This window comes from Emticicia sp. W12TSBA100-4 (assembly GCF_040253585.1).
Taxonomy (GTDB): Bacteria; Bacteroidota; Bacteroidia; order Cytophagales; family Spirosomataceae; genus Emticicia.
The window spans coordinates 216447-229253 of the sequence record NZ_JBELAU010000002.1; the positions used below are offsets into that span (position 1 = coordinate 216447).

At 38.1% G+C, this 12807-nt stretch carries 15 protein-coding genes; 8 read left to right on the plus strand and 7 right to left on the minus strand.

Features of this window, described 5'->3' with window-relative positions:
• Positions 1 to 12: 12 nt before the first annotated feature.
• Positions 13 to 468: an SsrA-binding protein SmpB gene (smpB, locus tag ABR854_RS03130; protein ID WP_350263893.1), complete on the minus strand. Its 456-nt coding sequence runs from the start codon at positions 466 to 468 to the stop codon at positions 13 to 15.
• A 790-nt stretch (positions 469 to 1258) separates the two neighbouring features.
• Here smpB and hflX point away from each other — a divergent pair.
• Positions 1259 to 2527: a GTPase HflX gene (gene hflX, locus ABR854_RS03135; RefSeq protein ID WP_350263894.1), complete on the plus strand. Its 1269-nt coding sequence runs from the start codon at positions 1259 to 1261 to the stop codon at positions 2525 to 2527.
• A gap of 71 nt (positions 2528 to 2598) precedes the next feature.
• Here hflX and ABR854_RS03140 read toward each other — a convergent pair whose 3' ends face one another.
• The 3 genes from ABR854_RS03140 to ABR854_RS03150 form a co-directional block, all read right to left on the minus strand.
• Complete coding sequence (locus ABR854_RS03140; RefSeq protein WP_350263895.1) at positions 2599 to 3108, minus strand: DinB family protein; 510 nt, start codon at positions 3106 to 3108, stop codon at positions 2599 to 2601.
• Between the two features lie 64 nt (positions 3109 to 3172).
• Positions 3173 to 3889, minus strand: a complete 717-nt coding sequence (locus ABR854_RS03145; protein ID WP_350263896.1) for a helix-turn-helix transcriptional regulator — start codon at positions 3887 to 3889, stop codon at positions 3173 to 3175.
• A gap of 19 nt (positions 3890 to 3908) precedes the next feature.
• Complete coding sequence (locus tag ABR854_RS03150; RefSeq protein WP_350263897.1) at positions 3909 to 4259, minus strand: hypothetical protein; 351 nt, start codon at positions 4257 to 4259, stop codon at positions 3909 to 3911.
• Positions 4260 to 4294: 35 nt separating this feature from the next.
• Here ABR854_RS03150 and ABR854_RS03155 point away from each other — a divergent pair, with 35 nt between their 5' ends.
• The 5 genes from ABR854_RS03155 (at position 4295) to rplL (ending at position 7445) form a co-directional block, all read left to right on the plus strand.
• Positions 4295 to 4780 (plus strand): NUDIX hydrolase, encoded by a 486-nt coding sequence (locus tag ABR854_RS03155; protein WP_350263898.1) that lies wholly within the window; start codon positions 4295 to 4297, stop codon positions 4778 to 4780.
• 347 nt (positions 4781 to 5127) lie between these two features.
• The gene (rplK, locus tag ABR854_RS03160) at positions 5128 to 5565 is read left to right on the plus strand and encodes a 50S ribosomal protein L11 (RefSeq protein WP_350263899.1); all 438 of its coding nucleotides are present in this window, start codon (positions 5128 to 5130) and stop codon (positions 5563 to 5565) included.
• 161 nt (positions 5566 to 5726) lie between these two features.
• Positions 5727 to 6425 carry a 50S ribosomal protein L1 gene (gene rplA, locus ABR854_RS03165; RefSeq protein WP_350263900.1) on the plus strand — a complete coding sequence of 233 codons (699 nt, stop codon included), beginning with the start codon at positions 5727 to 5729 and terminating at the stop codon, positions 6423 to 6425.
• A gap of 2 nt (positions 6426 to 6427) precedes the next feature.
• Complete coding sequence (gene rplJ, locus ABR854_RS03170) at positions 6428 to 6961, plus strand: 50S ribosomal protein L10 (RefSeq protein ID WP_350263901.1); 534 nt, start codon at positions 6428 to 6430, stop codon at positions 6959 to 6961.
• Positions 6962 to 7061: 100 nt separating this feature from the next.
• Positions 7062 to 7445: a 50S ribosomal protein L7/L12 gene (gene rplL, locus ABR854_RS03175; protein ID WP_350263902.1), complete on the plus strand. Its 384-nt coding sequence runs from the start codon at positions 7062 to 7064 to the stop codon at positions 7443 to 7445.
• 215 nt (positions 7446 to 7660) lie between these two features.
• On the opposite strand, the gene ABR854_RS03180 is transcribed toward rplL, so the two are convergent.
• The 3 genes from ABR854_RS03180 to mraY form a co-directional block, all read right to left on the minus strand.
• Positions 7661 to 8296 carry a peptidoglycan recognition protein family protein gene (locus ABR854_RS03180; RefSeq protein WP_350263903.1) on the minus strand — a complete coding sequence of 212 codons (636 nt, stop codon included), beginning with the start codon at positions 8294 to 8296 and terminating at the stop codon, positions 7661 to 7663.
• Positions 8297 to 8304: 8 nt separating this feature from the next.
• The gene (locus ABR854_RS03185; protein WP_350263904.1) at positions 8305 to 8814 is read right to left on the minus strand and encodes a YciI family protein; all 510 of its coding nucleotides are present in this window, start codon (positions 8812 to 8814) and stop codon (positions 8305 to 8307) included.
• Positions 8815 to 8962: 148 nt separating this feature from the next.
• Positions 8963 to 10183, minus strand: coding sequence for a phospho-N-acetylmuramoyl-pentapeptide-transferase (gene mraY / locus ABR854_RS03190; RefSeq protein WP_350263905.1), 1221 nt, complete (start codon positions 10181 to 10183; stop codon positions 8963 to 8965).
• Between the two features lie 249 nt (positions 10184 to 10432).
• On the opposite strand from mraY, the gene ABR854_RS03195 reads away from it, so the two are divergent.
• Together ABR854_RS03195 and ABR854_RS03200 are read left to right on the plus strand one after the other, a co-directional pair.
• Positions 10433 to 11950 (plus strand): zinc-binding dehydrogenase, encoded by a 1518-nt coding sequence (locus tag ABR854_RS03195; RefSeq protein WP_350263906.1) that lies wholly within the window; start codon positions 10433 to 10435, stop codon positions 11948 to 11950.
• 29 nt (positions 11951 to 11979) lie between these two features.
• Complete coding sequence (locus tag ABR854_RS03200) at positions 11980 to 12789, plus strand: glutaminyl-peptide cyclotransferase (RefSeq protein ID WP_350263907.1); 810 nt, start codon at positions 11980 to 11982, stop codon at positions 12787 to 12789.
• Positions 12790 to 12807 lie beyond the last annotated feature (18 nt).

Genomic DNA, 12807 nt, shown 5'->3' on the forward strand with positions numbered 1-12807 from the left:
TTCTCCATTAAATTAGTCTTCACGCATACGTTCACGAGAAACGTCTCGCTCTTTAATGCTATCTCGCTTATCGTACAGTTTTTTACCTTTTGCTAATGCAATATCCAACTTTGCCAAACCACCATCATTGATAAAAAGTCTTGTCGGAATTATCGTTAAACCTTTATCTGTCAATTTATTAGCCAATTTCTTTAATTCTTTTTTCTTCAACAAAAGTTTTCTATCACGGAGTGGTTCGTGGTTGTAGTGTGTTCCTTGTTCATATTTTGATATATTGAGGTTTTTGACGTAAAGTTCATTATTGATAAAAAAACAATAGGCATCGACCATACTAAATTTATTCAATCGAATAGATTTTATTTCCGTACCAGTCAAAACCATTCCCGCCGAATATTTCTCCAAAAAGAAAAATTCAAAACTTGCTTTTTTATTCGTTACATCTACTTTTTTTGCTGCTTTTTCTGCCATTTTTTCTAAAGCTTTTAGCTATTAGCAATTAGCTCTTAGCTTTTCTAATACTATTCTAAATACTGTTTTAATCTTTCTGAATCGAAAGCCAATAGCTAAACGCTAACAGCTAATTTCTGACAAAGTTACAAATAAAAAAAATCCCTACCTCAAAAATAGTGGCAGGGATTCCGACTTACGTGCTTTCCTAATAATCCATGTATAAGCTCTATAATTGGATTCGACTTCAAAATGAGAACTTTCTTGAAAATTCTCGGCTTGGAATTCCCATTTCGGGTAACTTCCCAAAGCAAAGTTAAATATTTTTAGAATAAAAAAAATATTGTTTTACTTTTCTTATCTAAAATAGGTATCTAAGATGCCTCCTTTTAACTTTCCTTTGTCAGAAAATTTGCTTTATTTGCTTCATTAAATCACAAATATTTTCTGTTTTTGGACTTTAAAATTCCGATTTCTTTATGGGTTATAAGTCTTTATGACCGTTCAATAGCATTTTTGCGGTAATACTTTTTTATAAACTAAAAACGTGCCAAACTTTTCTTAAAAACTGATTAAACGGTACATATATTCCACAAACAACTTATAATCAACAAATTAAACTCAAAAAAAGTTTTTTATCACTATACCGCTCAATAATTTTTTTTGACCAAACTCAAAATAGAAAGCTCTTATTTGTCAGAAATTTGGATCTCTCAATAATTTTTATTATATTTAGTGATATGGTAATCAGACAGAAGAAACTTTTGGTTGCCAAATACAGTTATTTTAAGGTAATAAATTTTTTAGTCAATTGTTCAAATCACCCGTTTTTTCTACAGCAAAGCAGCAAGAAACTGCAATTTTGGTTGGTCTCATTACGCAAAAGCAAAATGCCGAACGAACCAAAGAATATCTCGATGAATTAGATTTTTTAGCAACCACGGCTGGCGTAATCACCAAACGAGTTTTTACGCAACGCCTCGAACGTGCTGATTCCAAGACCTTTGTGGGGAAAGGTAAATTAGAAGAAATAAAAATTTGGTTGATTGAAAATCCAGTCGATAGCATCATCTTCGACGATGATCTCACGGCTCCGCAAGTAAGAAATCTTGAATCAACATTTCCTGAAATCAAAATTCTTGACCGCAGTTTGTTGATTCTGAATATATTTTCGCAGCGAGCCCAAACCGACCAAGCAAAACGCCAAGTCGAATTGGCACAGTACCAATATATGTTGCCTCGCCTTACCCGTATGTGGTCGCACCTTAGCCGCCAAAAGGGTGGTATCGGTATGCGTGGGCCTGGTGAAAAGGAATTGGAAACTGATAAACGTATCGTAAAAGACCGCATTGCGTTTTTGAAAGATAAACTCGAAAAGATTGATAAACAGAGTTTTACACGCAGAAAAGAACGTAATCAGCTCGTGCGTGTGGCATTAGTAGGCTATACGAACGTTGGGAAATCGACTTTGATGCGTCGATTGGCAAAAACCGATGTCTTTGCTGAAAATAAACTCTTCGCCACCATCGACTCGACCGTAAGAAAGGTTGTTTTAGGAAATATTCCATTTTTACTGACTGATACCGTTGGTTTTATCCGAAAACTCCCAACGCAATTGATCGAATCATTTAAATCAACTTTGGACGAAATCCGTGAAGCAGATATTTTGGTTCATGTGGTCGATATTTCGCATTCATCGTTTGAAGAGCAGATTGAAGTGGTAAATGTGACTTTATCCGAAATCGGGGCATCAGAAAAATCAATGGTGCTGGTTTTCAATAAACTCGACCTCTTTAAACCTGAATCGGAAGAAAACCTCGATGAACATCTCGAAACCATCACCGAAGATGATTTACAGAGAAACCTTGACAAACTAAAAAGTAGCTATCTCAAGAAAAACACCGAAAATGTTGTGTTTATTTCGGCCGAACACAAAGAAAACTTAGGCGAATTACGAAAGGTTTTGATGAATAAAATTCAAGAAAAACACTTCTTGATTTATCCGAATTGGGACCCCACTCAAAACCCAATGTATGATTGGCAGGGGGAAATTGATGTGGAGCAGACTGAGCTACCTTAGATAAATAAATTGAAATCAAACAGAGGAATACTTTGAAAGTATTCCTCTGTTTGATTTTGTACCCCCTTCTTTCAACTCCTATCCCAAAACATTGGAGGTTCAATTCCCAGAGCACGTAAATAGACTGTTCCTTGAGCTCGGTGATGGATTTCGTTATCTATAAAATATAGAATTGTATCAATATTTTTGTTTTCATAAGCTCCAAAAGCAACATTTATTTCCTGAAAATGCTCTTCTGGAATTTGTTTCCAATATTCGTTCAAAACCTCAGTTACGTCATCCCATTTTGTTAAAAAATTGGCTTTTGTGGTAGGGATTAAAGCTGGATTGTTTCCATGATGCGGAAGCTCGTTTACATTGGGATAAATTCCAGTTGCAAGACCTTTAATACCGTGTTCGGTAAGGTCTATGATTTCCATCGCAAGAAATGCAAACGGACGCATTCCACCAACAGAAAAGTCGAAAAGTTCTTTTTCAGGAAAGGATTCAATTACTTTTCTTGTCAATCGGCGGTGTCCTTGCCAATGTTCTAAAAGTGCTTCTGAGGTAGTTACTACTGCTAATTCTTGTACATTCTCCATGATTAAAAAAGTTTAGATTTAAAAGAATGATACAAAGGTCGGAGTGGTCTATGACAGCCCTATGTCAGAGGTTGATTTGTGGTTGAACAAATTTTTCATAATATTCATCAAGGGTCATCGGATGAGGCTGAAACTTCTCATTTAGCACCTCAAGTTGGAGTATTTTATCAATTCTAAAACTCCTAAAATCTTTACGCAGTCGACACCATGCAAGCAACAACCAGTTGTCTTTTCCAAGGCAATACGTGGCAAAAGGTTCAACAATTCGTTGCGTTGTTTCTTCATTATTCACAGTCTGATAGGTAATCTTGACCAAATTGAAGTGCGTAAGAGCAAGTTGCAGCGTAGCGAGGTGCTGACTTTTGGCTTGTTCGGTCGGACTTTGCCAGACATACACCCGATTCGAAAGTAATTCTACTTTGTCTTTGGTATCGTATCGCAGAATGGCTTTAATTTTGGCAACGGCACTCGAATAATTTTCAATAAAAGACTTATCATGATTGTTTAAAACCAAATGTTCGGCCGTTATCAAGGCGTTAGCTTCGCTTTCAGAAAAAGAAATGGGCGGTAAACGGTAGCCTTCCACGAGCGAATAACCTTTGCCTTCTTCGGTAAAAATCGGAACGCCCGAAGCCTCCAAAGCTCGAATATCTCGGTAAATTGTACGAACGCTCACCCCAAATTTTCGTGATAACTCAGTTGCTGTTATCAAACGTTTGGTTTGTAGAGTCGTCAGAATGGCAGTTAGCCGAGAGAGCCTTTGAAGGTTATTATCTTCCATCAGATTCCTGTAAATATTTCTAAATCATCATTTTATCGCCATCAACGCCCGCAATTCTCATGGCTTCGTATTCAACTTCTACAATAAATTCGGTTTGGTCTTGGTCATAAAATTCGTTATCCCACGCATTGAAATAGAGTTGCGTTTGGGTTTGTAAATTACTTACATTGGCTTTGAGTTGGGAAATCAGGAAATTAGTAAACTTTATTACTTCCAATCGCATCAGCTCAACTATTTCGGGAATTGGCATTTCTACTTCTCGGTCTTCCCAATCATCTAAGGTAAATCTTTCCTTGAGTTTGTAGGCTTCTAACTGCTCGATACGTTCTTCTTTCGACATTTCTTTTAATTTAATCTGTAAATTTGCCATTTCAAAGGTAAGCAACAGTTTTAGATTTAAAAAATATGATAGTTCCCGAAGGCTTAAAACGCACGGCTGTAATTTGTGTACTAAAAAATGGCAATAATTTTTTGTTGCTCAAACGACTAAAAGAGCCCAATAAAGATACATATACACCCGTAGGAGGAAAACTTGACCCGTATGAAAGTCCATACAAAGCGGCTTTGCGAGAAACTTACGAAGAAACGGGTATAAAAGTAGAGAAAATGAAGTTTTGCGGAATGCTCACCGAAAGTTCTCCCACTAAATATAATTGGACAAGCTACGTCTATCTGGCCGAAATTGATTTTATTCCGCCACCACCGTGCAACGAGGGTGATTTAGAATGGATTGCGTTCGAGCAAGTACTTGATGTGCCAACTCCTAAAACCGACTGGTTTATTTATCAATACTTACTCCAAAACAAAACCTTTGCTTTTAGTGCTGATTACGATGCTGACCTAAATTTGCTTATCATGCACGAAGAAATTGAAGATATTTTGGTTTTTTGAGAACTGACTCAAAATCGTTGCCTTCGACCCTGCTCAGGAAACGACTTTGAATATTTCAGTTGGTGAACGCTGTCGAACCCCACCGCAAAGAAAAGCTAAAACATTTTCCATCAAAGCTTTGCATATTTAAACACAAACTTCTACCTTTGCACTCCGATTTTCGATAGATGTGCAAACATCCGTTGTTTTCGGTCGAAATTCTGCTATTAGTCTTGACGTCATTCGTGCCGTCGCTTCCCCTGACTAATAGCGAATTTTTTAAATGGTCGATACGCAAGAGAATGTTACCTTTTTCGTTGAAGCCAGATTCTTATTTAACAACATTCCTTTATTAAATCTGAAAGACAATGGCGAAAGACATCGCAGGTTATGTGAAACTTCAGGTAAAAGGCGGTCAAGCAAACCCAGCTCCACCAATTGGTCCGGCGTTAGGTTCAAAAGGCTTGAACATCATGGAATTTTGTAAGCAATTCAACGCTCGTACTCAAGACAAAATGGGTATGGTTGTGCCAGTAGTAATCACTTACTTTACTGACAAATCGTTTGAATTTGCTCTCAAAACTCCTCCCGCTGCTATCATGTTGTTGGAAGCATCTAAAGTAAAGACAGGCTCTGCTGAACCAAACCGTAAGAAAGTTGGAACAGTTACATGGGACCAAGTGAAAACTATCGCTGAAACCAAAATGCCTGACTTAAATTGCTTTACTGTTGATTCAGCAATGAAGATGATTGCCGGTACTGCTCAAAACATGGGTATCACCATCACAGGCAACGCACCTTTCTAATTAAGAATTGAGAATTAAGAATGTTTATCATTCTAATCTAAAATTCATTTTCAGAAAGTCTCGCTTCGGCGAATGTCGCTTCTGCGACAACTATTTATTCACTGGGAGTTAGAAATAAATCTTTTTCGATTAGATTCTAACGCTAAAACCAAATTAAGCCAATGGCAAAATTAACAAAAAAAAGAAAAGAGGCGAATGCTAAGTTTGACGCTGACAAAGCCTACTCGCTTACAGAAGCGGCTGGTGTTTTGAAAGAAGTTTCTTACACAAAATTCGACTCATCGGTGGACTTACACGTTCGTCTCGGTGTTGACCCTCGTAAAGCTGACCAAATGGTTCGTGGTGTGGTTGCATTACCTCACGGAACAGGTAAAACTGTTCGTGTTTTGGTACTTTGTACTCCAGACAAAGAAGCAGATGCGAAAGCAGCAGGTGCTGACCACGTAGGTTTGGACGAATACATCCAAAAAATCGAGCAAGGTTGGACTGACATTGATGTAATCATCACAATGCCAACTGTAATGGCGAAATTAGGTAAATTGGGTAAAATCCTCGGACCTCGTGGATTGATGCCAAACCCTAAGTCAGGTACAGTTACTTTGGATGTTGCAACTGCGGTAAAAGAAGTGAAAGCTGGTAAAATCGACTTCAAAGTTGACAAAACTGGTATCATTCACGCTTCTATCGGTAAAGTTTCATTCTCGCCTGAGAAATTGGCAGAAAATGCCACCGAATTGATTCAAACTTTGTTGAAATTGAAACCTTCGTCTGCAAAAGGTACGTACGTGAAAACTATTTCACTTGCAAGCACAATGGGCCCTGGTATCCAAATCGACAAAACAACCATTAATGGATTGTAATCATGACAAAAGAAGAAAAAGGAGCAATAATCGAAGAGCTTTCAGAGAAGTTTGCGAATACACCTTACTTCTATATCACCGATGCAAGTGGCTTGAACGTTGCTAAAACCAACGAACTACGTCGTCTTTGTTTTGAGCGTGGTATCGAGTACCGTGTAATCAAAAATACTTTGATTAGAAAAGCTCTCGAAAGTACAAATACTGACTATTCATCATTTGATGCGGAAGTATTGACAGGTTTCTCAGGCGTAATGTTCCACCAAGAGTCGGGCAAAGTAGCGGCGAAACTAATTAAGGATTTCCTTAAAGCAAACAAAAATAGCATCAAACTTAAAGGTGCATCAGTTGATTCAAGCATTTTCATCGGACACGACCAATTGGATACGTTGTTAACGTTGAAATCAAAGCAAGAATTGGTTGGCGAAATCATCGGTTTGTTGCAGTCACCTGCCAAAAATGTTATTTCTGGCTTACAAAGCGGTGGCAACAAATTGGCTGGTATTCTCAAAACTCTTTCAGAGAAAGAAGCAGCCTAAGCAATTTTCCGTTAATAGCCATCAACTGGCAGTTTTCGGTTAATCATTAAAAATTTATTATTATCTATTTTTTGTAAAAAACTTTTTAAAATCTATAAAAATGGCAGATTTAAAAGCATTCGCAGAACAGTTAGTTAACTTAACTGTAAAAGAAGTAAACGAATTAGCAACAATTTTGAAAGACGAGTATGGTATCGAGCCTGCTGCTGCTGCTCCTGTAATGGTAGCTGGTGGTGCTGCTGCTGGTGATGCTGCTGAAGCTCCTGCTGAGAAAACATCATTCGATGTAATCTTGAAAGGTGCTGGTCCAAACAAATTGCAAGTTGTTAAATTAGTAAAAGACTTAACTGGTCTTGGCTTGAAAGAAGCTAAAGATTTAGTTGATGGTGCTCCAAAAGCATTGAAAGAAGGTGTAGCTAAAGACGAAGCTGAAGGTTTGAAAAAATCTTTAGAAGAAGCTGGTGCTGAAGTTGAAATCAAATAAGTTTGATATTCTTCGGGAAACCGATTCTTTATATAAAAGCCCTGTTTGTTTATTCAAACAGGGCTTTTTGTTTGTATATTATAATCCCATCGGGATTTAAGATTGGTAGAAATATAACATACGTTATTAAATGTTTCATGCCGTAGGTATGAAACGAATATTTGTGCAATACCTACGGTACACGTTTTTTCAAGATTCTTTTTTTACCGATGCCATCAAGGCTCTTTCCGAAGTTTCTTAAATTTCTTTCTCAGTTTATTCATAAAATCATCACCAGGGTCAGATTTTACTGTTTGGTAATTTGGGTCAGTTTCTTTCCAGATTTTTGAACCTTTAAACTTTGTGTATTCGTGATGCCCAATGAGGTATTCTATTTTATATTTCTTCTGTAATTGTTTAATTAGTAGGTAGTTGGCTCGGAATTGCTCTTCTGTCAACGGGTTTTTACTGCCATCTCCTACGTTTTCTATACCGATTGCACAGTAGTTAAGTCCGATTACGTGGCGAGCCAAAAGCGTATCGGGCATTAGATGATAAACAGTTCCGTCTCTATCAATCAGGTAATGTGCCGAAACATTGAGTTGACTGGCGTTTTGTAATTCCTTGCGGGCATTTGGTAAGGTTGGAGAATTGAAAGCAAAGAACGATTTCTCGAAGGTCGGAATGGCCGTCCAATGTACCACAACCATTTTAGGGCGAATAGTTGGTTGAGTTTGCTCAATTCCGTGGCGTTGTTTGAGATATTCCACCGATAACGCAATGCGAGTAGAATCCCAGATGATTGGCTTTTCAACAATCTTTAACTTTTGCCCGAATGACTGCAATGTTGCGAGCAGTAATAAAGCTATCAACGATTTTCTCACGGCTGTTTTTTAGCAATTTTGTTATGAATAGCAGGAATCTGTAACATCGCCGCCGAACCATACCACGGGTGTAATTCCATCATCAATGAGCCAGCCTTAATTGCGGGGTCGGTTTCGCAGAGTTTTTGGGCCTCTTCAATCGTTTTTACATCAAAAACATAGATTCCTTTCAAGTCAGTATTATCAGTAAATGGCCCAGCAACTACCAGTTTCCCTTCATCTGCCAAGCGTGTGATGTTCGCCATGTGTGCTTTTTGGAGGTTTGTGGCTGTAACGGAATCAATCATCCAGCGGCGTGGACCTCGTTTCAGTAGGGCCATCACGTAGTTTTTCATGCCATATTCATCAGCACCCAGTTGAACAGCCAAAACACTATCAATGCCCGAACCAGCTTCGGTTGTATCAACTTGTGCTACTCGCTTTTTTTCAGGCACTAAACAACTATATGACGCCGAGGCAATAGCAACGAACAAGAATATTTTGATGAAGGTTTGACGATTTATCATTATTATGAAAGTTTTGACTAAAAATCTACTTTTCAAAGATAGGAATAAAATGTAGTATGCGTAAAAAGAATGAAGGCTTAAAAACAAAAAACTTCTTCTGTGTAAAATCCGAGAAGAAGTTTTTGTGGTTATTGTATTTTCGCTGTTATTATCTTAGTTTCAAAGTTACCAAACAAGCAACCGCCAACACGATACCGATAATCCAGAAACGAGTAACGATTTTAGCTTCGTGGTAGCCTTTTTTCTGGTAGTGATGGTGCAAAGGCGACATCAAAAGTAGTCGATTTTGTTGTGCATATTCAAGCCCCCTTCTACGCTTTTGATATTTAAAAAAGGATACCTGTGCCATGACAGACACTAATTCTATCAAGAAAATACCACACATTACTGGTATTAATAACTCTTTTCGGAGTGCCAAGGCCAATACTGCAATAATACTTCCGAGCATCAAACTACCTGTGTCACCCATGAAAACTTGTGCAGGATAGGCATTGTACCACAGAAAGCCAATACAAGCCCCGACAAAGGCGGCACAGAAGATTACGACCTCGCCCGAGTTCGGAATCATCATGATATTGAGGTATTGTGCAAAAACTTTATTGCCCGATAAATAAGCAAAAACCGCCAGCGTGATACCGATAATTGCCGACGTTCCTGCGGCTAAACCATCAATTCCATCAGTGATATTTGCACCATTTGAAACTGCTGTGATGATAAAAATTACTACCAAAACATAAGGTAACCAAGCCAAACTTTCGGGCAAGAAACTACCAAACATCTGATAATCAATCTCATTATTCTTGAAAAATGGTACTGTTGTAGTCAATGAATGAACATCAGTATATTTCTGAATCTCGCCAATTGAGCTGGCAATTTTGCCTTTTTCGTAAACTCTGATTTTTACGTAGTCATTAAAATAGAGTGTCAAACCCACAATTAAACCCAAGCCAACTTGTCCAATAATTTTGAATCGGCCTTTTAAGCCTTCTTTATCTTTCTTAAAAACCTTGATATAATCATCGGCAAAGCCAATACCACAAGTCCAGATAGTAGCGATTATCAACAAGACAATATATACGTTATCGAGTTTAGCAAAAAGCAATACGGGAATCATCAAAGATGCCAAAATAATGAAGCCACCCATGGTTGGAGTTCCTTTTTTTTGCATTTGTCCTTGTAAGCCAAGGTCACGGATAGTTTCTCCGATTTGGAGTTTTTGCAGTAAAAGAATGATACGTTTTCCGAAAATTGAGGCAATCAGTAACGAGAAAACGATAGCTCCCATCGCACGGAAAGTAATGTACTGAAACACACCCGCTCCTGGGAAATCGAAGGCTTTGTCAAGGTAAGTAAATAAGTAATAAAGCATAGGACATTAGAATTTATAGGAAAGTACCGGCAAAGATACTTTTTTTTGAAAACCTAAGAAATAAATGGTTAAAAAAAGTAAAAAATGAGCGTGATATTTACGTTTTTTGTCTCAATTTTAAAATCGGCAGTCAATTGACCACAAGTCCACAGTTATAAACTTGTGATTTATACCGAGTGCTAAAAGAACTATGGACTGTGGACTATCGACCGTGGACTAAGATAACTATTCAACAAAACAAAAACTATAATGAAAGCTCTTCTTTGTAAAGAATTTGGTATGCCCGACACTCTCGTTTTAGAGGATTTGCCCGCTCTAAATGCCGAAGCTGGTAAAGTCGTGATAAGCATCAAGGCGTGTAGCGTCAATTTTCCAGATACGCTTATTATCAGAAATTTATATCAGTTTAAACCTGCTTTGCCTTTTTCGCCTGGGGGTGAGGTCTCGGGTATTGTAAAAGAAGTAGGCGAGGGTGTAAAACACTTAAAAGTTGGTGATAAGGTTTTTGCCATGACTGGCTGGGGTGGAATGGCTGAAGAAGTGCTGGTCGATGCTCGCAGGGTGTTTCCGATGTTGCCCAAAATGGATTTCGTAACGGCAGCTTCGGTGATGTATAATTATGGTACATCGTATCACGCTTTAAAAGACCGTGCCGAACTGAAAGCAGGAGAAACCCTTCTGGTACTCGGTGCAGCGGGTGGTGTAGGTTTGGCGGCCGTCGAATTAGGAAAATTGATGGGAGCAACTGTAATTGCAGCAGCTTCAAGCGATGAAAAACTGACTATTTGCCAAGAAAAAGGAGCAGATTTTACGATAAATTATACAAACGAAGATTTACGAGAAAAAATAAAAAGCATTACCGAAAGTAGAGGTGTTGATGTAATTTATGATGCCGTGGGCGATAAATATACTGAGCCTGCTCTCCGTTCGATTGCTTGGAAAGGACGATACTTGGTAGTTGGTTTTGCAGCGGGCGAAATTCCAAAAATTGCTTTGAATTTGGCCTTATTGAAAGGCTGTGCGATTGTGGGTGTTTTTTGGGGACAGTTTGCTGAAAAAGAACCCGCTCAGAATTTCAAGAATATTCAAGAGTTGGCGGGATATTTTATGAAAGGGGGTTTGCGTCCGCATATTCATAAACTTTACTCGCTCGCCGAAGCCGCCGATTCATTGAATGATTTGATGAATAGAAAAGTGGTCGGGAAAGCAGTAGTGGTGATGTCGGATGATGTGCAAATGCCAAGCTATGAAGTTACTCAAACTCCGCAACAAGAAATAAAACCAGTTGCTCAAGCAAGCAAAGAAGGCGAGACGTTGATTTTTAAAGATTTAGCAGCCCTAAAAAATCATATTGGCAACCCACTCGGCATATCAGATTGGCAGACGCTTACACAGGATAAAATCAATGCTTTTGCCGCCGCAACACTCGATGATCAATGGATCCATGTGGATGAAGAGAAAGCTAAACTTTCGCCATTTGGGAAGACGATTGCTCATGGATTTTTATCGCTTTCGTTTTCTCCGAAGTTCATGTACGAAATGTTTAAGGTAGAATCTGCCAAAATGGGACTGAATTATGGCACAAACAAAGTACGTTTCATTTCGCCCGTGCCTGTGGGTAGTCGTGTACGCATGAAAGCAACTTTGAAAGATGTGGAAGATATACAACCTAATGGAGCGAAATTGATTATTGATGCCGTTTTTGAATTAGAAGGTTCAGAGAAACCCGCTTGTGTGGCGGAGTTGTTGAGTGTGGTTTATGAGTAATATGTTTTTGTAGATTATATTTTTAACAAATGAGAAATCGTTATCTGTATTTTATTTGTTTTGCGGTTTGTACACTCTCCGTTTTTTCGTGTAATACCAATAAAACCGAGGATAATAAAGTTAAAGAAGAACCGACAGTTCCTTCGCTGAAATTTCAGATTATTGATACACTTTCGCACGATATGGGAGCTTTTACCGAGGGCTTAGAATTTGTAAACAACAAGCTTTATGAAAGCACAGGTAGTCCTGATGATAGTACTAAATCCATTATCGGAATAGTACAAAAATCAGGTACTTTAGACCAAAAAGTGCTATTAGACCAAAAATATTTTGGTGAAGGTATGACAATCTTGAAAGGTAAAGTTTATCAACTTACTTACAAAGACCAATTAGGATTCGTTTATGAGTATCCTTCTTTCAAGAAAATAACTGAATTCAAGTATAATAGTCTTGAAGGTTGGGGGTTGACCAATGACGGCACTTACTTGATAATGAGCGATGGGACACCTACCCTAACATTTATCAATCCAAATGGATTTGGGGCAGAAAAAACTATCAATGTGAAGTCTAATGGTTATGGGCAGACGAATGTGAATGAGTTAGAGTATGTGAATGGCTTTATTTATGCTAATATTTGGCAAACGAATAAAATCATTAAGATAGATGCTAAAAGTGGAGAGATTGTGGCATCAGCAGATCTATCAGCCTTGAAAAACTATGTGAATAGTATTTACCCAAAATCAATGGAAATGAATGGTATTGCCTACGATTCTACCTCTAAAGATTTTTATATTACGGGTAAAATGTGGCCTAAATTGTTTAAATTGAGATTTGAGTGATAATATATTTATCCACAG

Bases quoted from the DNA above. Each gene is read 5' to 3' on its own strand.
- smpB (WP_350263893.1), bottom strand. From the start codon at position 468: ATGGCAGAAAAAGCAGCAAAAAAAGTAGATGTAACGAATAAAAAAGCA.
- ABR854_RS03140 (WP_350263895.1), bottom strand. From the start codon at position 3,108: ATGGAGAATGTACAAGAATTAGCAGTAGTAACTACCTCAGAAGCACTT.
- ABR854_RS03145 (WP_350263896.1), bottom strand. From the start codon at position 3,889: ATGGAAGATAATAACCTTCAAAGGCTCTCTCGGCTAACTGCCATTCTG.
- ABR854_RS03150 (WP_350263897.1), bottom strand. From the start codon at position 4,259: ATGGCAAATTTACAGATTAAATTAAAAGAAATGTCGAAAGAAGAACGT.
- ABR854_RS03155 (WP_350263898.1), top strand. From the start codon at position 4,295: ATGATAGTTCCCGAAGGCTTAAAACGCACGGCTGTAATTTGTGTACTA.
- rplK (WP_350263899.1), top strand. From the start codon at position 5,128: ATGGCGAAAGACATCGCAGGTTATGTGAAACTTCAGGTAAAAGGCGGT.
- rplA (WP_350263900.1), top strand. From the start codon at position 5,727: ATGGCAAAATTAACAAAAAAAAGAAAAGAGGCGAATGCTAAGTTTGAC.
- rplJ (WP_350263901.1), top strand. From the start codon at position 6,428: ATGACAAAAGAAGAAAAAGGAGCAATAATCGAAGAGCTTTCAGAGAAG.
- rplL (WP_350263902.1), top strand. From the start codon at position 7,062: ATGGCAGATTTAAAAGCATTCGCAGAACAGTTAGTTAACTTAACTGTA.
- ABR854_RS03185 (WP_350263904.1), bottom strand. From the start codon at position 8,814: ATGATAAATCGTCAAACCTTCATCAAAATATTCTTGTTCGTTGCTATT.
- mraY (WP_350263905.1), bottom strand. From the start codon at position 10,183: ATGCTTTATTACTTATTTACTTACCTTGACAAAGCCTTCGATTTCCCA.
- ABR854_RS03195 (WP_350263906.1), top strand. From the start codon at position 10,433: ATGAAAGCTCTTCTTTGTAAAGAATTTGGTATGCCCGACACTCTCGTT.
- ABR854_RS03200 (WP_350263907.1), top strand. From the start codon at position 11,980: ATGAGAAATCGTTATCTGTATTTTATTTGTTTTGCGGTTTGTACACTC.